General features: G+C 69.3%; 20 protein-coding genes and 1 pseudogene. 3 read left to right on the forward strand and 18 right to left on the reverse strand.

Annotated features, from left to right (window positions below; genetic code table 11):
• Nucleotides 1-3: 3 nt before the first annotated feature.
• Complete coding sequence (lspA, locus tag ACZ6O0_RS19460) at nt 4-633, reverse strand: signal peptidase II (RefSeq protein ID WP_465766309.1); 630 nt, start codon at nt 631-633, stop codon at nt 4-6.
• Complete coding sequence (locus ACZ6O0_RS19465) at nt 606-1,298, reverse strand: TraR/DksA family transcriptional regulator (protein WP_465766310.1); 693 nt, start codon at nt 1,296-1,298, stop codon at nt 606-608. Before ACZ6O0_RS19465 ends, lspA begins: the two co-directional genes overlap by 28 nt.
• Before the next feature lie 529 nt (nt 1,299-1,827).
• Here ACZ6O0_RS19465 and ileS point away from each other — a divergent pair.
• Complete coding sequence (gene ileS, locus ACZ6O0_RS19470) at nt 1,828-4,980, forward strand: isoleucine--tRNA ligase (RefSeq protein WP_465766311.1); 3,153 nt, start codon at nt 1,828-1,830, stop codon at nt 4,978-4,980.
• On the opposite strand, the gene ACZ6O0_RS19475 is transcribed toward ileS, so the two are convergent.
• Nucleotides 4,981-5,457, reverse strand: coding sequence for a MarR family winged helix-turn-helix transcriptional regulator (locus ACZ6O0_RS19475; RefSeq protein WP_465766312.1), 477 nt, complete (start codon nt 5,455-5,457; stop codon nt 4,981-4,983).
• Nucleotides 5,458-5,504: 47 nt separating this feature from the next.
• Here ACZ6O0_RS19475 and ACZ6O0_RS19480 point away from each other — a divergent pair, with 47 nt between their 5' ends.
• Nucleotides 5,505-5,960, forward strand: a complete 456-nt coding sequence (locus tag ACZ6O0_RS19480) for a pyridoxamine 5'-phosphate oxidase family protein (protein ID WP_465766313.1) — start codon at nt 5,505-5,507, stop codon at nt 5,958-5,960.
• Between the two features lie 105 nt (nt 5,961-6,065).
• On the opposite strand, the gene ACZ6O0_RS19485 is transcribed toward ACZ6O0_RS19480, so the two are convergent.
• The 6 genes from ACZ6O0_RS19485 to ACZ6O0_RS19510 form a co-directional block, all read right to left on the reverse strand.
• Complete coding sequence (locus tag ACZ6O0_RS19485; protein WP_328521776.1) at nt 6,066-6,824, reverse strand: DivIVA domain-containing protein; 759 nt, start codon at nt 6,822-6,824, stop codon at nt 6,066-6,068.
• A 170-nt stretch (nt 6,825-6,994) separates the two neighbouring features.
• Nucleotides 6,995-7,300: a YggT family protein gene (locus ACZ6O0_RS19490; protein WP_465766314.1), complete on the reverse strand. Its 306-nt coding sequence runs from the start codon at nt 7,298-7,300 to the stop codon at nt 6,995-6,997.
• Nucleotides 7,301-7,351: 51 nt separating this feature from the next.
• Nucleotides 7,352-7,900, reverse strand: a complete 549-nt coding sequence (locus ACZ6O0_RS19495; RefSeq protein ID WP_465766315.1) for a cell division protein SepF — start codon at nt 7,898-7,900, stop codon at nt 7,352-7,354.
• Nucleotides 7,901-7,971: 71 nt separating this feature from the next.
• Nucleotides 7,972-8,685, reverse strand: a complete 714-nt coding sequence (locus ACZ6O0_RS19500) for a YggS family pyridoxal phosphate-dependent enzyme (protein WP_465766316.1) — start codon at nt 8,683-8,685, stop codon at nt 7,972-7,974.
• Nucleotides 8,685-9,410: a peptidoglycan editing factor PgeF gene (gene pgeF / locus ACZ6O0_RS19505; protein ID WP_465766317.1), complete on the reverse strand. Its 726-nt coding sequence runs from the start codon at nt 9,408-9,410 to the stop codon at nt 8,685-8,687. Before pgeF ends, ACZ6O0_RS19500 begins: the two co-directional genes overlap by 1 nt.
• Nucleotides 9,386-10,414, reverse strand: coding sequence for a S41 family peptidase (locus ACZ6O0_RS19510; RefSeq protein ID WP_465766318.1), 1,029 nt, complete (start codon nt 10,412-10,414; stop codon nt 9,386-9,388). Before ACZ6O0_RS19510 ends, pgeF begins: the two co-directional genes overlap by 25 nt.
• A gap of 57 nt (nt 10,415-10,471) precedes the next feature.
• On the opposite strand from ACZ6O0_RS19510, the gene ACZ6O0_RS19515 reads away from it, so the two are divergent.
• A complete protein-coding gene (locus ACZ6O0_RS19515) occupies nt 10,472-10,987 on the forward strand; it encodes an ArsR/SmtB family transcription factor (protein ID WP_465766319.1) in 516 nt (171 codons plus the stop codon).
• Between the two features lie 952 nt (nt 10,988-11,939).
• On the opposite strand, the pseudogene ftsZ reads toward ACZ6O0_RS19515, so the two are convergent.
• The 9 genes and pseudogenes from ftsZ to ACZ6O0_RS19560 form a co-directional block, all read right to left on the reverse strand.
• A pseudogene (ftsZ, locus tag ACZ6O0_RS19520) lies at nt 11,940-12,945 on the reverse strand (cell division protein FtsZ); the annotation flags it as partial.
• Nucleotides 12,946-13,105: 160 nt separating this feature from the next.
• Nucleotides 13,106-13,846, reverse strand: coding sequence for a cell division protein FtsQ/DivIB (locus ACZ6O0_RS19525; RefSeq protein WP_465766320.1), 741 nt, complete (start codon nt 13,844-13,846; stop codon nt 13,106-13,108).
• Between the two features lie 18 nt (nt 13,847-13,864).
• The gene (murC, locus tag ACZ6O0_RS19530) at nt 13,865-15,325 is read right to left on the reverse strand and encodes a UDP-N-acetylmuramate--L-alanine ligase (protein WP_465766321.1); all 1,461 of its coding nucleotides are present in this window, start codon (nt 15,323-15,325) and stop codon (nt 13,865-13,867) included.
• Nucleotides 15,322-16,410 carry an undecaprenyldiphospho-muramoylpentapeptide beta-N-acetylglucosaminyltransferase gene (murG, locus tag ACZ6O0_RS19535; protein WP_465766322.1) on the reverse strand — a complete coding sequence of 363 codons (1,089 nt, stop codon included), beginning with the start codon at nt 16,408-16,410 and terminating at the stop codon, nt 15,322-15,324. The genes murC and murG overlap by 4 nt, the downstream gene beginning before the upstream one ends.
• Nucleotides 16,411-16,436: 26 nt before the next feature.
• Nucleotides 16,437-17,681, reverse strand: a complete 1,245-nt coding sequence (gene ftsW / locus ACZ6O0_RS19540) for a putative lipid II flippase FtsW (protein ID WP_465766323.1) — start codon at nt 17,679-17,681, stop codon at nt 16,437-16,439.
• Nucleotides 17,682-17,695: 14 nt separating this feature from the next.
• The gene (gene murD / locus ACZ6O0_RS19545; protein ID WP_465766324.1) at nt 17,696-19,147 is read right to left on the reverse strand and encodes a UDP-N-acetylmuramoyl-L-alanine--D-glutamate ligase; all 1,452 of its coding nucleotides are present in this window, start codon (nt 19,145-19,147) and stop codon (nt 17,696-17,698) included.
• Nucleotides 19,132-20,193 carry a phospho-N-acetylmuramoyl-pentapeptide-transferase gene (gene mraY / locus ACZ6O0_RS19550; RefSeq protein ID WP_465766325.1) on the reverse strand — a complete coding sequence of 354 codons (1,062 nt, stop codon included), beginning with the start codon at nt 20,191-20,193 and terminating at the stop codon, nt 19,132-19,134. Before mraY ends, murD begins: the two co-directional genes overlap by 16 nt.
• A complete protein-coding gene (locus tag ACZ6O0_RS19555; protein ID WP_465766326.1) occupies nt 20,190-21,584 on the reverse strand; it encodes a UDP-N-acetylmuramoyl-tripeptide--D-alanyl-D-alanine ligase in 1,395 nt (464 codons plus the stop codon). Before ACZ6O0_RS19555 ends, mraY begins: the two co-directional genes overlap by 4 nt.
• Complete coding sequence (locus tag ACZ6O0_RS19560) at nt 21,581-23,107, reverse strand: UDP-N-acetylmuramoyl-L-alanyl-D-glutamate--2,6-diaminopimelate ligase (protein ID WP_465766327.1); 1,527 nt, start codon at nt 23,105-23,107, stop codon at nt 21,581-21,583. The genes ACZ6O0_RS19555 and ACZ6O0_RS19560 overlap by 4 nt, the downstream gene beginning before the upstream one ends.
• Nucleotides 23,108-23,126 lie beyond the last annotated feature (19 nt).

A 23,126-nucleotide genomic window follows, 5' to 3' on the forward strand; every position in this document is an offset into this window, starting at 1 on the left:
AGCTCACTTGCGGTGCTCCCGGGTCCCGTCGAGCTTGATCCCGCGCAGGGTCTGGATCACCAGCAGGATCGCGGCCGAGGTGACCGCCATGTCGGCGACGTTGAAGATCGCCCAGTGCGGGGTCTGCAGGAAGTCGACCACGTGCCCGTGGAACGGCGACGGCTCACGGAAGATCCGGTCGATGATGTTGCCGACCGCCCCGCCGAACAGGAACCCGAACGCGATCGCCCAGCCGACCGACCCGAGCTTGCGGGACAGGTAGACGACACCGATCGCGACGGTGATCTGGACCGCGCTGATGTACGGCGTGTACCCCGCCCCGAGGCTGAAGGCGGCGCCGGAGTTCCGGATCAGGTTGAACTTCAGCAGGCTGCCGATCACGTTCACCGGCTCACCCGGCGTCAGATGCTGCAGCGCCAGGGCCTTCGTCAACTGGTCCAGGAACAGGATCAGCAACCCGACCCCGCCGAACAGCGCCATCCACTTCCAGGACCGCGCCGGCGTCCCGCCGCCGGGGTCCGGAGATGACGGAGAACCGGCCGACTCGAGGTCGGCCGGTTCCGGTGACTCCGCGTCCCCCACCTGACGGGACGAAGCTGGGTCGTTCAGCGGCGTTCTTCGCGTTCTTTGCATGACACGCACAGTGTCGCACGCGGGAACGCCTGCAACCGACCCTTGCCGATCGCGTTGCCACAGCTCTCGCAGACGCCGTACGTGCCGTCCTCGATCTTGGCCAGCGCGCGCTCGATCTGGTCGAGCATGTCCCGGGCGTTGTTGGCCAGCGACATCTCGTGGTCGCGCTCGAGCGTGGTGGAGCCGACGTCGGCCTGGTCGTTCCCGGCGCCGTCACCGCCGTCGCGGAGCAATCCGACGATCTCCTGCTCGGCGTCGTGGATCTCCTTCTTCAGGTGCACCACGTCGGCTTCCAGCTCACCGCGGAGCTCGGCCAGCTCGGCCGCGGTCCACGGGGTCTCGCCGGACTTCACCGTGAGGGTCTCCGCCTTGTGTGCTGCGGACTTCGCCGGCGCCGTTGCCGGGGTCCTGTTCTCGTTGGTCTTCATGGCCACCCTCTTCGTCGGTACTTGCTTGGCAGGGGTCTTCTTGGCCGGAGCCTTCTTCGCCGCGGCGGTCGTCGCTGAGGACTTCTTCGCCGCGGGAGTCTTCTTGACCGGCGAGGTCTTCGCCGGTGCCTTCTTGCGGGCCGTGGTCGGGGCCGGCTCGGTCGACTTCTTCGCGGCGCTCTTCTTGGCCGCGGCAGTGCGTTGGGGGGCGGTCTTCTTGGGAGCCGATGTAGCCATGGTCAGCTACCCCCTGCCTTCGTCGGAGACTGAAGCGGACTGGTCGCAAGACAGTAGGCCACGTGATAGTCACGTGCCAGTCCGACGCGCAGACCGTGGACATACGGTAGTCGGTTCTTCAAGCCCGCTCGATGTTCCGCGCGTCACAGCCACGTCTCAGTGGCTACGCCGAGTCACCCCAACGTTTCAGTCGCTGCGCCATCTGTCTCCCCCTTCGGCCGGCAACACTGTCGTTCCGGCAGATTCTCATCCCTGACGGTCGCGGCTGACCAGCGATTAACGATTCGTAGTTGCCTGGTACGACGCCGTACACTGACAACCGCGATCCGCACGGCAGTGATGGGGCCATCACCCCGGAGCCGCCGGAAGAACAGTCCGCAAGGACCTATTAGAACCGGCAGCGACGCGTTAAGGAAGTGGGTGACTGCACCTAGAGTCACCAAGGAGGGTGGTACCGCGCGGTATCGGGCGACACGCCCGGTGCTTCGTCCCTCGTCAGCAGGCACTGGCGACGAAGGACGACGGAGAGATGGCGGCAGACACCCCAGGGACCCCGTGGCGGCAGGTTCCGGCGCAGGTCGACTTCCCCGCGCTCGAGCGGGAGGTGCTCACCCTCTGGGACGAGCACGACACGTTCACCAAGAGCCTCGAGCAGTCCGCCGGCGGACAGCCGTGGACGTTCTTCGAGGGTCCCCCGACCGCGAACGGCATGCCCGGCACGCACCACATCGAGGCCCGCGTCTTCAAGGACGTCTTCCCGCGCTACCGGACCATGAAGGGCTTCTGGGTCGAGCGCAAGGCCGGCTGGGACTGCCACGGCCTGCCGGTCGAGGTCGCGGTCGAGAAGGAGCTCGGCTTCAACGGCAAGAACGACATCGAGGCGTACGGCATCGCCGAGTTCAACGCCAAGTGCCGTGCGTCGGTGCTGCGGCACGTGGACGCGTTCAACGAGCTCACGGTCCGGATGGGCTACTGGGTCGACCTGGAGCGCCCGTACCGGACCATGGACCCCGAGTACGTCCAGTCCGTCTGGTGGTCGCTCAAGCAGGTCCACGACAAGGGTCTCCTGGTCGAGGACTACCGCATCACGCCGTACTGCCCGCGCTGTGGCACCGGACTGTCCGACCACGAGCTCGCCCAGGGCTACGAGACGGTCGTCGACCCGTCGGTGTACGTGCGCTTCCCGCTGACCTCCGGTCCGCTGGCCGGTCAGGCGTCGCTGCTGGTCTGGACGACGACTCCTTGGACACTCGTTTCAAACACTGCGGTCGCGGTGCACCCGGATGTCCAGTACGTCGTCGCCACCGACGGCAACGAGTCCCTGGTCGTGGCCGAGCCGCTGCTGGACAGGCTCGGCGACGGCTGGACGGTCACCGGGCAGTACGGCGGCCGGGAGATGGAGCGGTGGACCTACCAGCGGCCGTTCGAGCTGGTGGAGTTCCCCGAGCCGGCGCACTACGTCGTACTCGCGGACTACGTCACCACCGAGGACGGCACGGGTCTGGTGCACCAGTCCCCCGCGTTCGGTGCGGACGACCTCGCGGTGAGCCGCGCGTACGACCTGCCGGTGGTGAACCCGGTGGACGCCAGTGGTCACTTCAACGCCGACGTGCCGCTGGTCGGCGGGCAGTTCTTCAAGAAGGCCGACCAGGATCTGGTCAAGGACCTGGACGAGCGCGGCATCCTGTTCAAGCACGTGCCGTACGAGCACCCGTACCCGCACTGCTGGCGCTGCCACACCCCGGTCATGTACTACGCCCTCCCCTCCTGGTACATCCGCACCACGCAGGTGAAGGACGCCCTGCTCCGCGAGAACGAGAAGACCAACTGGTACCCGGACTCGGTCAAGTGGGGCCGGTACGGCGACTGGCTGCGCAACAACATCGACTGGGCCGTGTCGCGCTCCCGCTACTGGGGTACGCCGCTGCCGATCTGGCGGTGCGAGGACGACCACCAGGTGTGCGTGGGGTCGCTGGCCGAGCTCGGTGAGCTGGCCGGCCGGGACCTGAGCGCGACCGACCCACACCGCCCGTACGTCGACGACATCACCTTCGACTGCCCGACGTGCGGTGCCGAGGCGCGCCGCGTGCCCGAGGTGATCGACGCCTGGTACGACTCGGGGGCGATGCCGTTCGCGCAGTGGGGCTACCCGTGGGCGGAGGGCTCGAAGGAGAAGTTCGAGGAGACCTACCCGGCCGACTTCATCTCCGAGGCGATCGACCAGACCCGCGGCTGGTTCTACACGCTGATGGCGATCGGCACGCTGGTCTTCGACGAGTCGTCGTACCGCAACGTCGTCTGCCTCGGGCACATCCTGGCCGAGGACGGCCGGAAGATGTCCAAGCACCTGGGCAACATCCTCGAGCCGATCCCGCTGATGGACGACCACAGTGCGGACGCGGTGCGCTGGTTCATGGCCGCATCCGGCTCGCCGTGGAAGGCGCGCGGCATCGGTCCGAACGTGCTGAACGAGATCGTCCGGAAGGTGCTGCTCACCTACTGGAACACGGTCGCGTTCCACGCCCTGTACGCGCGGCTGGCCGACTGGTCGCCCACCGACGCCCCGGCCGTCGCCGAGCGCTCGGTGCTCGACCGCTGGCTGGTGAGCGAGACGCACCGGCTGGTCCGGGACACCGACGAGGCGTACGCCGCCTTCGACACGCAGCGGCTCGGTCTGCTGGTCAACTCGTTCGTCGACGTGCTCTCGAACTGGTACGTCCGGCGGTCCCGCCGCCGGTTCTGGTCCGGTGACGCCGGCGCGCTGGCGACGCTGCACGAGACGCTCGACGTGCTGACCCGCGTAATGGCGCCGCTGATGCCGTTCGTCACCGAGCGGGTCTGGCAGGACGTGTTCCGGCCGGTCACGCCCGGACTGCCGGAGTCGGTCCACCTCAGCGCGTTCCCGACGTACGACGAGACGCTGATCGACGACGCGCTCGCGCAGCACGTGTCGATGGCCCGGCGGGTCGTCGAGCTCGGCCGGTCGGCGCGGGCGGAGGCGAAGGTGCGCACGCGCCAGCCGCTGTCCCGGGCGCTGGTCGGGTCGGCCGCGATCGCGGACCTGTCGCCGGAGCTGCTGCGGGAGATCGCCGACGAGCTCAACGTGGGTTCGGTGGAGCCGCTGTCCGCGGCGGGCGCGGATCTGGTCGAGTTCTCGGCCAAGGGCAACTTCCGTGAGTTGGGCAAGCGGTTCGCCAAGCAGACGCCGGTGGTCGCGGCCGCGATCGCCGCCGCCGACGCCGGCGCGCTCGCCGTCGAGCTGAAGGAGACCGGGACGGCGAGCGTCGTCGTCGACGGCGAGGACGTCCGGGTCAGCGAGGCCGAGGTGCTGCTGTCCGAGCGGCCGAAGGAAGGCTGGTCCGTGGTGAACGAGCAGGGCGAGACCGTTGCCCTCGACCTCGAGGTCACCCCGGAGCTCAAGCAGGCCGGCCTGGCCCGCGAGGTGGTCCGGACGCTGCAGGAGGCCCGGAAGAACGCCGGCCTCGAGGTGTCGGACCGGATCAGGGTCTGGCTCACCTCGACCGACGCCGAGCTGACCGATGCCCTCGGCAAGCACGCCGACGAGATCGCCCGCGAGGTGCTCGCCGTCGAGCTGACCCAGTCGGCCCCGTCGGAGTCCGCGGACGTTGCCACCGGCACCGAAGAGGACCTGCAGCTGACCTACTGGCTCACCAAGGCCTAACTAACGCGGCGGACGGACGGCGCGAGCCCGCAATGCCGGGCTCGCGCCGAGCCGGCTGATCACGTCGACCAGCAGCAGGCGCGCCACCTCGACCCGATGGTCGCCCAGAGCGTGGCGAAGCTCTGCGTCGAGTGCGGCCCGGTGTTTGCGTGCCGCCGCGATCACCGCGTCGCCGCGGTCGGTCAGCACGACCTGCCGGGCGCGGGCGTCCGCGGGATCCGGGTCGCGGCGGAGATAACCGCGCTTCTCCAGGTCGACGACCGACTTCGAGGCCGCCTGCTGGGTGACGCCGAGACGCTCGGCCAGTGTGCTGATCGTCACCGGTCCGCCGACCAGATGCTGGAACACCACCCCGTCGGCGAAGCGTGCATCCTCGAAACCGTCCCCGGCGAGCCTCCGCTGGATCTCGTCGGCGAGCGCCCAGCCGGTGAACAGCGACGCGAGCGACAGATTGGCGTCAGCGGGATCGAAGTCCATGGCCGTGAACTATACAACCCTGGTTGTGCATTGGCTAATCTACAACCATGGTTGTGCAAAAGGAGTTCGTGGAGAGAGCGCACCGGATCGTCTGGTGCACAGTGGCGACGGTCGGACCGGACAACCGGCCCCGAACCCGGATCCTGCACCCGCTCTGGGAACTGGACACAGAGCTGGTCGGCTGGATCGTGACGCGCGCGACGCCGGTGAAGGTCCGGCACCTCGCTCACAGTCCGTACCTGAGCTGCAGCTACTGGGAGCCCGGACAGGAAGTGGCGGTCGCGGACTGCCACGCGGAGTGGGTCGACGATGCCGCGACCCGGCAACGAGTGTGGGAGCTGTACCGCGACGCTCCCGCACCACTCGGCTACGACTTCTGGAGTGTGTTCCCCGTCGGGCCGGCCGGGGAATCACCGTCACTCCTGCGGCTGACGCCGTACCGGCTGCGGCTCACTGATGTCGAGACGCTCAGTGGCCGGAAGCAACCTCTCAGGTGGCCCTGACCCCGACTTTGACACCGTGTCACCAGATACGGACGGTGTGTCAAAAGGGTCCGGACATGACGAAGAGGCGGTGCCGCCGGAAAGCACCGCCTCTTCTCGAGGTTTTTAGACGCCGTGACCGTGTGCCTGCGCGCGAGCCTCCGGACGGAAGCCGTTCCGCGGGCTGAGCGTGTCGTCGCCGTTGCCCAGCGCCTTGAGCTGCTCGGTGAAGTAGGTCTTCAGCCGGCTGCGGTACTCGCGCTCGTAGGCGTGCAGGTCGTCGATCGTGCGCTCCAGCTGGCCCTTCTGCTTCTCCAGCGTGCCGAGCATCTGGGCCCGGCGCTCGGCGATCTCGCCGTCCAGCTTCTCGGCGCGGGCACGGGCCTCGCCGGTCATCCGGTCGGCCTTGCCGCGCGCCTCGTTCTCCAGCCGCTCGGCCTTGGCGCGGGCCTCGCCGATGATCTTGTCGGCGGTGTCCTTCGCCTCCTGGACCAGGTCGTCGGAGTGCTTGGTGGCCATCTCCAGCAGCCGCACGGCGGAGCTGGAGGCGTCCCCGACGGTACCTGCTGCCGCAGCAGCCCCCGCGGCCGCTACAGCGGGCACCACGGGCGGCTTCTCCTCCGGCTTCTCGACCACGACCGGGGGCTTGGGCTGCTGCACGACGGGCGGCAGCGCGGCGGTCTGGTCGACCGGCCGCTCCTGCCCGGCGCCCGCGCGCTGAGCCGCCGCGAGCTTGGCCCGCAGCTCCTCGTTCTCGGCGAGAAGTCGCTCGAGCTCGGCTTCGACCTCGTCGAGGAAGGAGTCGACCTCAGTGACGTCGTAGCCCTCCCGTAGTCGGACGGGCGTGAATTGCTTCGAGCGGACGTCATCCGGCGTCAGCGGCATCTTTCACCTCGTTTGTCTGTGTCTTGGCGGAGTCCCCGTGGCCTTCACCTCGGCGACTCAGTAGATCACGTTATCGCTTCGTTGTCTTATGACGGAATCCGGGCGGGCGACAACGCCCGGAGATCCCCATTTCCGAGACTCTACCTACCCCGTCCGTGATGTCCTCACCCTCACAGTGAGCGCAAGGCGGTCGAGTTGATGGACATCGCCACCGACACGATCACGAAGAGCATCAGCATGGACAGATCGATCCGCACACCGCCGGCCCCGATCGGGGGCAGGATCCGCCGCAGCGGCCGCAGGAACGGATCGGTGATCGAGTAGATCGCCTCGAAGAAGAGCAGCAGCGGCCCCTTCGGGTGCCACTGCGGCGCGAACATGACGATCAGACTGAGCACGAACCGCGCCACCAGCACGAGGAAGAAGGCGAGCAGCACCCAGCTGAGAACACTGAGGACGAGCGCTAGAGCAACCATGTCGTCAATGAGTGTAGAAGACCGGAGGTAGCGGGTGACCAGACCAGGGCATCAGCTCTGGTTGTAGAACCCGTCCGCGGCGATCTTCTCCTTCTCCTCGGCGGCCACCGTCACGTTCGGCGGGCAGACCAGGAACACCTTGGTGGTGATCCGTTCGATCGATCCACGGCAGCAGAAGATCAGCCCCGCGGCGAAGTCCACCAGCCGCTTGGCGTCGGCGTGGTCCATCTCGGTCAGGTTCATGATGACGGGCGTCCCGTCGCGGAAGTGCTCACCGATGACCCGCGCCTCGTTGTAGCTGCGCGGGTGCACGGTGGTGATGCGGGCCAACTCGGTAACCTCCGGGGACGGTGCGACACCACGTCGATCTGGAAACTTGCTGACCGTCGCGCCCTGGTCCTCGCGGGTCTCCCGCGGTTCCCGGGTCTCGCGACTCTCCCGGCCGGCGGGCACCGGCTCGGGCTCGTGGGACTCCCCGTCGACGGCTTCGTCGTCGTACTCTTCGTAGTCGTCGTACTCGTCGTCGTACCGCGCGTTGTAGCGCTCCCCGTCCTCGACCAAGCCGAGGTAGACACCCATCTTGCGCAGCGCGCCGCTCATGGCCCTCCAGCCCCTCGATCCGGTTTCGACGACAACGGTGAGCAGGAAGCAAAACCTGCTCGATGTCGACACTAACCGAGTGGAGGACGCGTACCGAGTAAGGCGCGCCCGAGCCGCACGTGTGTCGCTCCGTGCCTGATCGCGGCCTCCAGATCGCCGGTCATCCCGGCCGAGATCCAGCCGGCGCCCGGGTGTTCGGAGCGTAGCCGGGAGCTTACGTCGCGCAGGCCCGCGAACGCCTCGTCGGGATCGGATCCGAGTGGCGCCACCGCCATCACTCCGCCGAGCTCGAGCCCGTCCGCCGCCGCGACCTCGGCGGCCAACTCGAGTACGGCGTTCGGCTCGACACCACCGCGTGCGGCACCGGTCGCGGCCTCCGCCGATCCGTACGACGCGAGGCTCACCTGGAGCAGACAGCGCAGCGTCTTCTCTTCCGCGACCGCGGCCTTCGACAGCGCGTCGACCAGCGAGGACCGGTCGACCGAATGCACGACCGCCGCGGAGCGCACCACCGAGCGAGCCTTCTTCGATTGCAGCTGACCGACGAAGTGCCAGGTGAGGTCCGGGCAGTCCGGCGCCTTCGCCTTGAGCTCCTGCTCGCGGTTCTCCCCGACGTCGTGAACACCGAGGGCCGCCAGCGCCCGCACGTCGCTGACTGGGAAGGTTTTGGTGATCGCCACGAGGGTCACCTCACCCGAAGCCCTCCCGGCCGCCTGACAGGCCTTCTCGATCCGCTCCCGAACCTGCTCGAGGTTGGCCCGCAGTTCATCCTCGCGAGTACTCATCAGCCGACCAGCTTGATCAGCCCGGCCATCCGGCCACTGACCGGGCCTTCCCGCCGATACGAGTAGAGGCTCTCCGACTCGATCGTGCATCGCGTTGCGTCGACGACCTCGACGCCCAACTCGTCCAGCTGCGCTCGGACCCCAGCCGCCACGTCGATGGACGGCGTCCCCCAACTGGTCTCCGCGTAGGACGCCGGCACCCGGTCGGCTACCTCGGCCCGCATCTCGGCCGGCACCTCGTAGCAGTTCCCGCACGCGTACGGCCCGAGCACGGCGGTGATCTGTCGCGCACCGAGCTCACGCATCGCCTCGACGGTCGCCGGTACGACGCCGACGTACAGGCCCTTGCGGCCGGAGTGCGCGGCGCCGATGACGCCCTGATCGGAATCCGCGAGCAGTACGGGAAGACAGTCGGCGGCGCGGACCGCCAGCACCACGTCAGGCCTGGTGGTGACGATCGCATCCGCGGTCGTCGGCACGACAGGAAGGTCGTCCTCGGGACGGACCACCTGGACGTCGCGGCCGTGGACCTGGCTGACGCGGACGACCGCCTCCGGCCGGACCCCGAAGGCCTCGGCGATCCGGCGGTAGTTCTCGCCGATCAACTCCTGGTCTTCGCCGACTCCGCCGAGGTTCAGTTCGCCGTACGGGGGTTGGCTGGCGCCACCGAAGCGATCGGTGAAGGCGAAGCGGACATCCTCTAGGACTTCGTCGTAGCCGAACACGACTGAAGGTTACCCACATGTTCTGAAGCGAGCCGGTACGCCTCGGCGAACGCCTGGTCCGCGGGGACGTCGACGTCGGGAGCGACACCGGTGCCTTCCCAGTTGATTCCGGAGATCGGGTTGACCGCCCGCTGTACGGGGACCGTCGCCTCGAGTTGCTCGTGCAGCTTGAAACCACGGCGTGGGTGCGCACCGCCACCCGTCCGCTCGCCGACGATCGCCGCTCGGCCGAGCTGCTGCAGGTCGTACGCCAGCTCCTCGCCACCGGAGAACGTCGCCGAGCTCGTCAGCACCCAGATCGGCTTCCTACCGCCGAACCGCGGGCCTGGTACGTACGGCGTCGTCCAGAACTGCCGCACTGTCCCGTCGGCCGGAGTGACCAGGTCGTTGAGATGGACCGCGTCATCGCCGTCGACCAGGTGACTGCAGACGAACGCGACCTGGTCGGGTGATCCGCCGAGGCATCGGCGCAGGTCGATGAGCAGGGCGTCGGTCGATGCGAGCAGCGACATGGCGGCGGTCGCGGCCGGGCCGGCGTGCATCGGGTCGTAGAGCAGCGGCCGGATCTCGAGCAGCCCGATGTTGCCGTCGAGCCGTTCGACCCGGGCCATCCCGCCGGCGTCGAGCTCGGCCCGGCGGCGCCAGTGCGCTTCCTCGGCGACCGGGTCGGTCTCGTCGGGCAGGCCGTCGCTGTGGAACTTCAGCCGGAGGTGCTTGTCGCGGTTGCCGACTTGCAGGTCGGTCGTGACTCGCTCGGCCAGGCGCTCCGGCGTACGCAGGTCGTCGTACTGGCCTTCGGCTGTTGCGGTGGCGAGGCGGTCCGCGATCTCGCGGCCGGTCTCGGGGAAGACGTAGTGCTCGGCGACCAGCGCGCCCAGGCGACCGAGGACGGCCCGGACCTCGTCGGCCTGGATCTCGTCGGCCCGCATCTCCTCGGCTCGGATCTCGTCGAGCCGGATCTGGTCGGCCTGGGTCTCTTCGGCCGTGCTCTGTTCGGTTTGCATGGGCAGGAGTGAAGCATGTGGCTTGACAAAGCGTCAAGAGTTCTTGACGCTTGATCCATGGCCGAGATCGCCGATCATCTGGAAGTGTCGAGTGCCGCGCAGTTCAAGGCGCTCGGGCACCCGCTGCGGCACCGTTTGCTGTTCGCGCTCGGGCAGGAGGCGGCCACGATCAGCCAGCTGGCCGTCGCCCTCGGCACGGCGAAGGGCAACATCGCCCATCACCTGGGCGTGCTGCGCGACGCCGGGATGGTGCACGTCGCCGAGACCCGGCAGGTCCGCGGCGGGACCGAGCAGTACTACCGAAGGTCCGCGCGGCGGTTCGACTTCGTCGGCGAGGGCGCCCGGGCCAACAACACCGTCGCACTCCAGGCAGTCGCAGCCGAACTTGAGACCGCCGACCCAGACCCGATGTTCTCTCTCCGGAACATCCGCCTCACCGCCGCCCAAGCCGAAGAACTCTCCACAACCCTCGACCGCATGCTCGCCGACCTCACAGACGCCGGCCCCGGCGAATCCCGCTACGGCGTCGTCGTCTCCGTGTACCGCCCCCGCCAGACCACTCCAACCACCTGACGTCCCCCAACCACCCACCAGACCAGCCCCGACGAAGCCATACAGCCGGAGGGCCCGGCCGAGCCGGGTGCCAGGGGACGCGGGTGGAGCCGGGTGGCAGGAGATGCGGGTGGAGTCGGCCCGACGTAACTGCCGGGCCAGGTCGCCGGTGGTGCCGGATGCTGGCGCGAGCCGGGTGGTGCCGGGTTGCCGGCGGAGGCGCGTGCTCGGGGACGCGGGCCGTGCCGGGCTTAGCTGCTGGGCCGACGAGCTGCCGCCCCCGCCGGATCGGTCTGTCAGGCGAGGGCGGGCGGGTCGAGGTGGGGTTACTTGAGGAAGTCGGGGATGTCTAGGTCTTCCTCGGGCTCGGGCTTGCGGGTGGGGCGGGTTGGGGTGGACGGGGTCGAGCCGCCGTTGGAGCTGGGGGTGGAGCCTGCGCCGCTGGGGCCGTGGGTGGGCCAGGAGTGTTGGGTGGCGGGGGCGGTCGGCGAGGCGGGGGTGTGGGGGGCCGGCTGCTGGCCTGACTGGACCGTGCGGACCGGGTCGCCGGCTTGCGGGCGGGCCGAGTTGGTGGTGCCGGCGCCTGGGCGGCCTTCGGTCGATGCCGGGACCGGGACGGTGTCGTCGGTCGCGGCCGGCGGGTTCGTGAACTGGCCTGCCTGTCCGTTCGAAGACTGACCGGCCGCAGCACCCGGCTGACCGGCGGCGGCCTGACCTGCGCCCGGCTGAGCGCCGGGGGCCTGGCCGACACCAGGCTGGCCGCCCGGGGTGGCACCGGCCTGGGTCGCCCCTGCCTGGCCACCACTCGCCTGTCCAGCGCCAGCCTGTCCAGCGGCGAGCTGGCCAGCGCCGGGCTGGCTGCCGCCGAACTGGCCGTCGGCGGGCTGGCCCGCGGAGGGCTGGCCGGGCTGCTGGCCGCTCTGGGGGGCGCCTGGGGCGGTTGACCCGGACATCGGGGCCGAGTAGGACTGCTGCCCGGGGCGAGACGTCTGCGGGCGGGCCTGGTTCATCGCCTGCTCGCGGCGCTTCGGCATGCCGCCGTCGAAGCCGGCCGCGATCACGGTGACCCGGACCTCGTCGCCGAGGGCGTCGTCGATGACCGCGCCGAAGATGATGTTCGCGTCGGTGTGCGCGGACTCCGAGACCAGCTGGGCCGCCTCGTTGATCTCGAACAGCCCCAGGTCGGAGCCACCCGCGATCGACAGCAGCACGCCGTGCGCACCCTCGATACTTGCCTCGAGCAACGGTGAGGAGATGGCCGCCTCGGCCGCCGCGACCGCGCGGTCCTCGCCGCGGGACGAGCCGATGCCCATCAGCGCCGAGCCGGCGTTCGACATGACCGCCTTGACGTCGGCGAAGTCCACGTTGATCAGGCCGGGCGTGGTGATCAGGTCGGTGATGCCGGAGACACCTTGCAGCAGCACCTGGTCGGCCTGCTTGAAGGCGTCCAGCACGGACACGGCGCGGTCGGAGATCGTCAGCAGGCGGTCGTTCGGGATGACGATCAGCGTGTCGACCTCCTCACGGAGGGCGGCGATACCGTCCTCCGCCTGGGTCGCGCGGCGCTTGCCCTCGAACGAGAACGGCCGGGTCACCACACCGATCGTCAGCGCACCGAGCGAGCGCGCGATGCGGGACACCACCGGTGCGCCACCGGTGCCGGTGCCGCCGCCCTCGCCCGCGGTGACGAAGACCATGTCGGCGCCCTTCAGCGCCTCCTCGATCTCCTCCGCGTGATCCTCGGCGGCCTTCTGCCCGATCGCCGGGTTCGCGCCGGCGCCGAGGCCGCGGGTCTCCTCGCGGCCGATGTCGAGCTTGACGTCCGCGTCGCTCATCAGCAGCGCCTGGGCGTCGGTGTTGATGGCGATGAACTCAACGCCCTTCAGACCGTGCTCGATCATCCGGTTGACGGCGTTCACGCCGCCTCCGCCGATGCCGACGACCTTGATGAGTGCCAGGTAGTTCTGCGGTGCCGCCACGTCCGCGCCTCTCGCCTCGTTCGTTTCCCGTTGTCCAGCGAAAAGACTGAACCTCAAGTGGATGCTTAGACTTATGTCAACTTTAGATTACGACGCACGGTACGGGACGCTTCCAGCCAAAGTCCACGCGCCTCGCCGCACACTCCCGTGATGTGATCCGTCACCGCTTTTCCCCTTTGGTGACAGGGAGATCGGGCGCCGAGACGTCGTACACCGTCGCCTTGCGCTTCATCAGCACGCTCAGTACCTCGGCCTTGCGCTCGCTGTCATCGGAACTGCCCCAAACGACCTTCACACCGGACGCGAGATTCAGGGTGATCGAGTCCGGCGACTCTGCCGAGATCGATCTGACCTGCGCCCGCAGGGTGTCCGACAGCGCCGCCGAGACGGTCACCAGCGAACGGACCGTGACGTCGCGCCGGGTGCCGGTCACCTTGGCCTCCGGCAGCCCGACCGGCCGGTTCGGCACCGTCTTGAACGTCGTACCGGTCGCGTCGACGAGCTCGTACCGCGAGCCGTCGGTGACGACGACCACCGGGACCCGCTCGGTGACGACGATCACGATCTTGTTCGGCCAGGCGCGGGTCACCTGCGCGTCCGCGACCGCCGGGATGGTCCGGACCCGGTCCGCGATCGAGCGCAGGTCGACCTTGGCCAGCGGAGTGCCCACCGGCGCCGCCGCCTCCTGCTCGATCGTTGCCACCGGCACCGTATCCGCACCGCTCACGCGGACCCCGGCCACCGCGAAGGCGGACGAGTAGTAGAACAGCCAGACGATCAGGGCGGCCAGCACAGCCAGCGCGCCGCCGATCGCCCACGGAAGCCAACTCCGCCAGCGCACCAGCCGTTGCCGGCGCGCGAACCGCTGCTGTGCCCGAGCCAGATCAACGCTCTGGCTCATTCAGTCGACCCCACCCTTTTACTCCACCACAGGTGCAGGCTCTGCTTCGGCAGACTCGCGGGCAGCGGCGCGTTCCGCCAGCAAACCAACGACTTCCGGGCCGATCAGGGTCACGTCGCCGGCGCCCAGCGTCACGACGAGGTCGCCGGACTCGGCCAGGTCCGCGACCAGTTGCGGTACGGCGGACCACGACGGCTCGAACCGCACCTGCTCCGGCTTCAGCGGCACGTGGTTCGCGATCAGGGCCCCGGTGACACCCGGCTCCGGGTCCTCGCGGGCGGCGAACACGTCCATCACGACGACCTCGTCGGCCAGCGCGAGCGCCTCGGAGAACTGGGTGGCGAAGATCCTGGTCCGGCTGAACAGGTGTGGCTGGAAGCAGGCGATCACGCGCCCCTCCCCCGCGACCTGCCGCGCCGCGGTCAGGTCCACGGCCAGCTCGGTCGGGTGGTGCGCGTAGGAGTCGAACACCCGCACCCCGTCCTCGAGCCCCTTGAACTCGAACCGCCGCCCGGTGCCGGTGAACGACGCGAGCCCCTCGGCCAGGTCGGCCGCCGAGAACCCGAGCCCGAGCCCGACCGTCAACGCGGCCGACGCGTTCAGCGCGTTGTGCTTGCCCGCCTGCTGCAGCTGCACCATCGGCAGCTTGCGCCCGCGGTACACCGGCACGAACGACTGCGTCGCCCCGGTCGCGGTGATCTCGGTGACCCGCAGGTCCGCGTCGTCGGACTCGCCGTACGTGCGTACGTCGATGCCGCGCGCGCGGGCGAACCCGGCCAGCTTGCGCGCCCCGGCGTCGTCGTAGCAGATCACCATGAAGCCTTCCGGGAGCACCCGGTCGCAGAACTGCTCGAAGGCGAGCCGGTAGCTGGCCTCGTCGCCGTAGTTGTCCAGGTGGTCCGGCTCGACCGACGTGACGATCGACACCTCGGGCGTGTAGGTCAGGAACGACTTGTCCGACTCGTCCGCCTCGGCGACGAACAGGTCACCGGTGCCGTCGTGGGCGTTCGAGCCCGATTCGTTCAGGTTGCCGCCGATCGCGTACGACGGATCGGCCGCGCAGTGCTGCAGTGCGACGGTCAGCATCGACGTCGTGGTCGTCTTGCCGTGCGTGCCGGCCACCGCCAGCGTCCGGCGGCCGACCATCACCGAGGCGAGCGCGGCGGCCCGCGGCAGGATCGGGATCCCGGCGGCCCGGGCCGCGACCACCTCGGGGTTCGTCTCGCGGATCGCGGTCGACACCACCACGGTGTCCACGTCGGCGACGTGCTCGGCGGCGTGACCGACCCAGCAGGTGGCACCGAGCGCGCGCAGCGCGGCCAGCACCTTGCCGTCCTTGGCGTCGGAACCGGACACCTCGATGCCGCGGGACGCCATGATCCGGGCGATACCGGACATGCCGGCGCCGCCGATACCTATGAAGTGCACTCTGCCCAGCTTCTCCGCGGGCAGCGTGGTGTCAGGAGCGGTGACGATCACGAAGCAGACCTCACCACATCCAGGATGATCCGCGCCAATCGCTCGTCGGCGTCCGTACGGATCAGGCCCTTCGCTGCTGTGGACATGGCTGTCAGACGCGCGGAGTCCAGCAGAAGTTGCGGAACATTCGCCCGAACCCAGTCCGCGGTCACCGTCGCGTTGTCCACCAGCAGGCCACCGCCCGCATCCACCACCGGCTTGGCGTTCAGGGCTTGCTCACCGTTACCGTGCGGCAGCGGAACGTAGATCGCCGGCAGTCCGACCCCGGAGACCTCGGTCACCGTGTTCGCCCCCGAGCGGCACACCACCAGGTCGGCGGCCGCATAGGCGAGGTCCATCCGGTCGACGTAGTTCAGCACCACGTACGGCAGCGGGCCGGTCGACGGGACCTCGAGAGTGTTCTTCGGCCCGATCACGTGCAGCACCTGGATGCCGGCCGCCTGCAGGTCCGCGGCCGCACCCGCGATCGCTTCGTTCAGCCGCTGCGCACCCTGCGAACCGCCGGTCACCATCAGCGTCGGAGCCTGCGGGTCCAGCCCGAAGAACTGTCGTGCCTCGGCCCGCAGCGCGGCCCGGTCCAGCTGGGAGATGGCGCGCCGGATCGGGAGGCCGACGTACTCGGCGTGTGGCAGCTCGGTGCCGGGGAACGACGTCTTGACGTGCTGGGTGCAGTAGCGGGCGGCGAACTTGTTCGCGATCCCCGGCACGGCGTTGCCCTCGTGCACGACGATCGGCGTCTTCCTCCGCCAGGCGGCGACGTACGCCGGAGTCGAGACGTAGCCGCCGAAGCCGACCAGGACGTCGGCCTTGGCCTCCTCCAGGACGCGCCGGGCCGCGCTCACCGAGGCGAGCATCTTGCCCGGTACGGCGAGCAGCGCCGGCGTGGGCTTGCGCGGCAGCGGCACCGGCGGGATCAGCTCCAGGCGGTACCCGGCTTCCGGGACGACCCGGGTCTCGAGGCCGCGCTCGGTGCCGAGCGCGAGGATCTCGACCGTCGGGTCGATCCGGCGCAGCGCGTCGGCGGTGGCGATCAGGGGTGAGGTGTGGCCGGCGCTACCGCCACCGGCCAGGACGATGCTGGGCACAGCTTTCAACGCTCCCGCGGATTCTCTCAGTCGTTCGTTCGTCGCGACGGCAGCCATCCGAAACGCGGGCGCCTGGTCTCCTTCAGGGCGGCCTGCGCGCCGGGTTCGGCCTTCGCGAAGGACAGCAGCATGCCGATCGCGATCAGCGTCGGCAGCAGTGCGGAACCACCGTACGACAAAAGCGGCAGCGGGATACCCACGATGGGTAGCAGTCCGATCACGGCACCCAGGTTGACCAGGGTCTGCGCCATGATCCAGATGGTGATCCCGGCCGCCGCGTAGCGGACGAACGGCTCGGTGTTCCGGGTCGCGATCCGCACCCCGGCGTAGGCCAGGGTGAGGAACAGGGCGAGCACGGTGAGCGACCCGACCAGGCCGAGCTCCTCACCGATCACGGAGAAGATGAAGTCGGTGTGCGCCTCCGGCAGATTGCCCCACTTCTGCCGGCTGTTGCCGATCCCGACGCCCCACCAGCCGCCGGTCGACAGTGCGTAGAACGAGTGGTACGCCTGCCACCCGACCGCGGTCGGGTCCTTGAACGGGTCCAGGAACGACGTGACGCGCTCCATCCGGTACTTCTCCGCGTTGACGAAGTACGCCGCCGTCGCACCGACCACACCGATGGTCGCGACGAACAGCCGGGTCGGTGCGCCGACGATCCAGATCAGACCGAGCATCACGGCCATCAGGACGAGCGCCGTACCGAGGTCGTGCTGGCCGACCACCAGGGCGATCACCAGGCCGCAGACCGGCACCATCGGGACCAGCATGTGCTTCCACTGGGTGAGCAGCTTCTCCTTGCGCGCGTACAGGTCCGCGCACCACATCACCAGCGCCAGCTTGGCGAACTCACTCGGCTGGATCTGCAGCGGTCCACCGAGGTTCAGCCAGTTGGTGTTGCCGTTCACGCCGACGCCGAGGCCGGGGACGTAGGTCAGCACCAGCAGGAACACCGAGCCGAGCAGGGCGACGTACGACAGCATGCGGAAGTGCCGCGGCGTCATCCGGGACGCGACGTACGCCATCGGCAGGCCGACGCCGACCCAGATCAGCTGGCGGATGAAGATCGTGTAGCTGTTCCCGTTCGCGCGCAGCGACAGCACGCTGGACGCCGACAGCACCATCAGCAGCCCGAGCACCAGCAGCAGACCGGTTGCCCCGAGCAAGATGTGGTACGACGTCAGCGGCCGGTCGAGGATCTCCCGGACGGCCGTCAGCCACGGCCTGTCCTGGGTCTTCTTCTGGTCCGGCTGGTCCGCGATCGATGTCACTCGATCACCCCGGATCAGCGGTCGCCCAGCCGGTGCACGGCTTCGGCGAAGGCGTCCCCACGGGCTCCGTAGTTGGCGAACATGTCCCAGGATGCGCAGCCAGGCGCGAGCAGCACGGTGTCACCCACCTGTGCGAGCTTCGCCGCCTCCCCCACCACGATCTCCATGGCTCCAGTGTCCGTTGCCTCGATCATGATCCTCGGGACATCCGGTGCGTGTCGCTCGAGTGCTTCCGCGATCACGGCCTTGTCCTGGCCGAGCAGCACGACGGCACGCAACCGACCCCTGGCCGCGATCACCAGCTCGTCGAACGTCGCGCCCTTGGCCTGACCGCCGGCGATCCACACCACGTGCTCGTACGCGAGCAGCGAGGCCTGCGCGGCGTGCGGGTTGGTCGCCTTCGAATCGTCGACATAGTTGACCCCGGCAACCTCCGCGACGTGCGCGATCCGGTGCTTGTCCGGCCGGAACCCGCGCAGCCCGTCCCGGACCGCCGTCGCCGGTACGCCGAACGCCCGGGCCAGCGCGGCCGCGGCCAGCGCATTCGCCACGTTGTGCGGTGCGGGTGGGGTGACGTCGTCGATCGTCGCCAGCTCCAGCGCGGACGTCGTACGCTGCTCGACGAACGCCCGGTCGACCAGCAACTCGTCGACCAGGCCGACCATCGACGGTCCCGGCGTACCGAGGGTGAAGCCGATCGCGCGGCAGCCTTCGATCACGTCCGCGTCCATCACCAGCTGCTCGGTCACCGGGTCGGCCACGTTGTAGACGCAGGCGACCTGGCAGTTCTCGTAGATCCGGCCCTTGTCCTTGGCGTACGCCTCCATCGAGCCGTGCCAGTCGACATGGTCCGGTGCCAGGTTCAGTACGGCGGCCGAGTGCGCGGACATCGAGTGCGTGAAGTGCAGCTGGTAGCTGGACAGCTCGACCGCGATCACGTCGTACGGCTCGGGGTCCATCACCACTTCCAGCAGCGGCAGCCCGACGTTGCCCGCGGCAACCGCCCGGTGGCCGGCGGCGGTCAGGATCGCGGTCAGCATCTGCACGGTCGTCGTCTTGCCGTTGGTGCCGGTGATGCACAGCCACGGCGCGGCGTTGGCCGGGTCACGCAGTCGCCAGGCCAGCTCGATCTCGCTCCAGATCGGTACGTCCCGCTCGGCCGCCTGGGCGAGCAGCGGTGCGTGCGGCGGTACTCCGGGCGACGTCACGACGACATCGACTTCCTTGGGGAGTTCCGCCGTACTGCCCGGACCGAGGGTGACCGAGGCGCCGAGGACCTCCAGGATCTGCGCCTTCTCGCGGAGCGCCTCGTTGTCCCGGTCGTCCAGGACGATCAGGTGCTCGGCACCGGCCTGCAGCAGCGAGTCGGCACACGCGTACCCCGCCGTACCGAAGCCCAGGACCACGAACCGGGTCGTCGCCCAACCGTCCGACGTGCGTGTCTCGAGACTCATCCGGCCACCCATTCCGCGTAGAAGACCCCGAGTCCGATCACCACGCACAAGCCTTGGATGATCCAGAACCGGATCACCACGTTCACCTGTTCCCAGCCGAGCATCTCGAAGTGGTGATGCAGCGGCGCCATCCGGAACAGGCGTCTGCCCTTGGTGAGCTTGAAGTAGCCGACCTGCAGGATGACCGAGGCGGTGATGACGACGAACAGGCCGCCGAGCAGCAGCACCAGCAACTCGGTCCGGGTCATCACGGCCATGCCGGCCAGCGCGCCACCCAGGGACAGCGAGCCGGTGTCACCCATGAAGATCTTCGCCGGCGAGGCGTTCCACCACAGGAAGCCGAACAGCGCACCGGTCAACGCGGCGGCCACCACGGCCAGGTCGTGCGGATCCCGGACCTCGTAACACTTGGCGGTCGGCACGGTCGCACAGTTCTGGTTGAACTGCCAGATGCAGATCAGCGTGTACGCGCCGAACACCATCATCGACGCGCCGGTGGCCAGACCGTCCAGGCCGTCGGCGAGGTTGACGCCGTTCGACATGCCGGCGATCAGCAGCAGGATCCAGATCACCACCAGGATCGCGGGCAGCTCCAGCCAGCCGATGTCGCGGATGAACGAGATGAACGGCGACGCCGGCCGCTGGCCGCGGTCGTCGGGGAACTGCAGGGCGAGGACGGCGAACACCACCGCGACGAAGGTCTGGCCGGCCAGTTTCGCCTTGCTGCGCAGGCCCAGGCTGCGCTGCCGGAAGATCTTGATGAAGTCGTCCAGGAAGCCGACCGCGCCCATCCCGGCGAACAGGAACAGCACCAGGATCGCCGAGGCGGTCGGCGGGGTCATCGTGAACAGCTTCGCCGCGAAGTACCCGATGATGGTCGCGACGATGAACACGGTGCCGCCCATCGTCGGCGTACCGCGCTTGGTGTGGTGCGAGGTCGGGCCGTCGTCGCGGATCTCCTGGCCGTAGCCGCGTTTGGCCAGCAGGGTGATCGCCCAGCGGGTGCCGATCAGGGTCAGCACCATCGAGACGGCGCCGGCGAACAGGATCGAGATCACTGCACGCCCTCCCCGATCAGCGCTTCCGCGAGACTGCGGAGCTTCGATCCCTTCGAGGACTTCACCAGTACGACGTCACCCGCGCGCAGCTCGGACCGCAGGAACTCGAGCGCCTCCGGGATGCTGTCGACGTACGCCGACTCGTTGCCCCAGGAGCCTTCCAGCGACGCACCCAGATGAATGGGCTTCGCTCCCGCCCCGACCACGACCAACCGGTTCACGTCGAGCCGCACCACCAGCCGCCCGATCGCATCGTGCTCGTCAGCCGACGCGCCGCCCAGCTCGAGCATCTCGCCGAGGACTGCCCACGTGCGGGCCTCGCGGGCCCGGCCGATCGCGACCAGTGCCTTCAGGGCGGCGCGCATCGAGTCCGGGTTGGCGTTGAAGGCGTCGTTGATGATCGTCACGCCGTCCGCGCGCTCGACCACTTCCATCCGGGCCGCGGACACCCGCGTGGCGGCGTTGAGACCTTCCGCGATCTGCTCGGGGGTCAGACCGATCGCCGATCCGACGGCCGCCGCGGCCAGCGCGTTCGACACGTAGTGCTCGCCGATGAACTGCAGCTGGACGTGGCCGCCGAAGTCCCCGATGCGCAGCGTGAAGGCTGCCTGTCCTTCGGCGTCGAGCTTCACGCCCTCCGCCCGGATGTCGGCCTCGGGTGCCTCGCCGAAGGTCAGCACCCGTTCCTTCGTCCGGCTCCGCATCGCGGCGACGCGATGGTCGTCGGCGTTGAGCACCGCGGTGCCGCCGGCGGTCACCGCCTCGATCAGCTCGCCCTTGGCGACGGCGATGTTGTCCTGCGACCCGAACTCGCCGATGTGGGACGTGCCGACGTTCAGCACCAGCCCGATCTTCGGTGGCGTGATCCCGGCCAGGTAGGTGATGTCGCCCTGGTGCCGCGCACCCATCTCGGCGACGAGGTACTTCGTCCGCTCCGTCGCCTGCAGCGCGGTGAGCGGGTGCCCGATCTCGTTGTTGAACGAGCCCTCCGGCACCACGGTCTCGCCGTGCGGGCTGATCAGCTGCCCGATCAGGTCCTTCGTGCTGGTCTTGCCGGACGAGCCGGTCAGGGCGATCACGGTCAGGTCGGGAAGGCGGCCGATCACCAACCGCGCCAGCGCTCCGAGCGCGGTCTGCGGGTCGGCGACGACGATGCACGGGCTGCCGTCGATCGGCCGGGTGGTGAGTGACACCGTGACGCCTGCCGCGGTCGCCGTACCGACGTAGTCGTGCCCGTCGACGTTCTCGCCCGGCAGGGCGACGAACAGCCCACCGGGGCCGGCGGCTCGCGAGTCGATCACCACCGCGCCGTCCACGACGGCTGACGGGGCGACCCCCGCGAGCTCGCCGTGCACGGCGTCGGCGATCTCGCCGCAACTGACAGGGATCACCGGTCTGCCTCCAACAGCTCACGCACGGTTTGGCGATCGTCGAACGGGTGGATCACGCCGCCGACGTCCTGGCCTGTCTCATGGCCCTTGCCCAGTACGACGACGGTGTCGCCCGGACCGGCCAGCTCGATCGCGGTCGCGATGGCCTGCCGGCGGTCACCGATCTCGTGCAGGTCGACTCCCGGCACGGCCTGCCGCGCGCCCTCCAGCGCGGCGGCGCGGATGGTGGCCGGGTCCTCGCTGCGCGGGTTGTCGTCGGTGACGATCACGACGTCCGCGGTGCGGGCCGCCGCGGCGCCCATCGCGGGCCGCTTGCCGGGATCGCGGTCGCCACCACAGCCGACGATCGCGAACAGCCGGCCCTTGGTCGCACCCCGCGCGGCCTGCAGCGCCAGCTCGACCGCGTCCGGCGTGTGGGCGTAGTCGACGATCACCGCCAGTCCGTCCTCGCGGGTGAACGTCTCCATCCGCCCCGGCACAGTCGCGGTCCGCAGCCCGGTCGCGATCGCCTCGGCGGGTACGTCGAGTTGCCGCAGCATCACGGTCGCGAGCAGCGCGTTGGCCACATTGAAGTCCCCGGGCAACGCGATCTCGACGGTCAGCGTCTCGCCCGGCCCCCGGACGTCCACGACCGTCGTGCCGTGCTCGGACTCGTGCACGTTCGCCACGGTCCAGTCGGCGTCGCCCTTGGTGGACGCGGTGACGAGCGGTACGACGGTCTGCGCGGCGAGCCGGCGTCCGTAGTCGTCGTCGATCATCACCACCGCGACATCGCAGCGCTCCGGGGTGAACAGCGAGGCCTTCGCCGCGAAGTACTCCTCGAACGTGTGATGGAAGTCCAGGTGGTCCTGCGTCAGGTTGGTGAACCCGGCCACCGCGAAGCGGGCCCCGTCGACCCGGCCCATCGCCAGTGCGTGACTCGACACCTCCATCGCGCACCACGCGACCGCCTGCTCGCGCATCACCGCGAACAGCGCCTGCAGGTCGGTGGCCTCCGGAGTGGTCCGGACGCTCTTCACCACCTCGTCGCCGATCCGCGTCTGGATCGTCCCGATCAACGCGGTCCGGCCGATCTCACGCAGTACGGCGTCGAGCAGGAAGCTGGTCGTGGTCTTGCCGTTGGTGCCGGTCACCCCGAGCAGTCGCAGCTCACTGGTCGGCTCACCGTAGATGCGGGCCGCGACCGCGCCCAGCACGTCCCGCGGCTTGTCGGCCACGAGCACCGGGAGACCGGTTGCCGCCGCCCGCTCCGCACCCGTCGGGTCGGTCAGTACGGCGACAGCCCCGGACTGCCGAGCTTTCGCGACGAACTCCGCGCCATGCGTGACCGCACCGGGCAGAGCGGCGTACAGATCACCGGGAAGGACGGAACGGGAGTCGAGTGAGACGCCGGTCAGGTCGACCGGCGGACCGGCGGGGACCGCTGCTGCGGCGATCCGGGCGACGTCGGCGAGGCTCACCGGCACGACGTGCCGTGGCCTGATCGCTGCGACGGCGCCGCCTGCGGCAGTAGGGGTGGACACGGGCCCTGAGGCTACCGCT

Source organism: Kribbella sp. NPDC048837 (assembly GCF_055586945.1).

Coding starts and splice junctions, on each gene's coding strand:
- lspA (WP_465766309.1), bottom strand. CDS start 633: ATGCAAAGAACGCGAAGAACGCCGCTGAACGACCCAGCTTCGTCCCGT.
- ACZ6O0_RS19465 (WP_465766310.1), bottom strand. CDS start 1,298: ATGGCTACATCGGCTCCCAAGAAGACCGCCCCCCAACGCACTGCCGCG.
- ileS (WP_465766311.1), top strand. CDS start 1,828: ATGGCGGCAGACACCCCAGGGACCCCGTGGCGGCAGGTTCCGGCGCAG.
- ACZ6O0_RS19475 (WP_465766312.1), bottom strand. CDS start 5,457: ATGGACTTCGATCCCGCTGACGCCAATCTGTCGCTCGCGTCGCTGTTC.
- ACZ6O0_RS19480 (WP_465766313.1), top strand. CDS start 5,505: ATGGTTGTGCAAAAGGAGTTCGTGGAGAGAGCGCACCGGATCGTCTGG.
- ACZ6O0_RS19485 (WP_328521776.1), bottom strand. CDS start 6,824: ATGCCGCTGACGCCGGATGACGTCCGCTCGAAGCAATTCACGCCCGTC.
- ACZ6O0_RS19490 (WP_465766314.1), bottom strand. CDS start 7,300: ATGGTTGCTCTAGCGCTCGTCCTCAGTGTTCTCAGCTGGGTGCTGCTC.
- ACZ6O0_RS19495 (WP_465766315.1), bottom strand. CDS start 7,900: ATGAGCGGCGCGCTGCGCAAGATGGGTGTCTACCTCGGCTTGGTCGAG.
- ACZ6O0_RS19500 (WP_465766316.1), bottom strand. CDS start 8,685: ATGAGTACTCGCGAGGATGAACTGCGGGCCAACCTCGAGCAGGTTCGG.
- ACZ6O0_RS19510 (WP_465766318.1), bottom strand. CDS start 10,414: ATGCAAACCGAACAGAGCACGGCCGAAGAGACCCAGGCCGACCAGATC.
- ACZ6O0_RS19515 (WP_465766319.1), top strand. CDS start 10,472: ATGGCCGAGATCGCCGATCATCTGGAAGTGTCGAGTGCCGCGCAGTTC.
- ACZ6O0_RS19525 (WP_465766320.1), bottom strand. CDS start 13,846: ATGAGCCAGAGCGTTGATCTGGCTCGGGCACAGCAGCGGTTCGCGCGC.
- murD (WP_465766324.1), bottom strand. CDS start 19,147: ATGGGTGGCCGGATGAGTCTCGAGACACGCACGTCGGACGGTTGGGCG.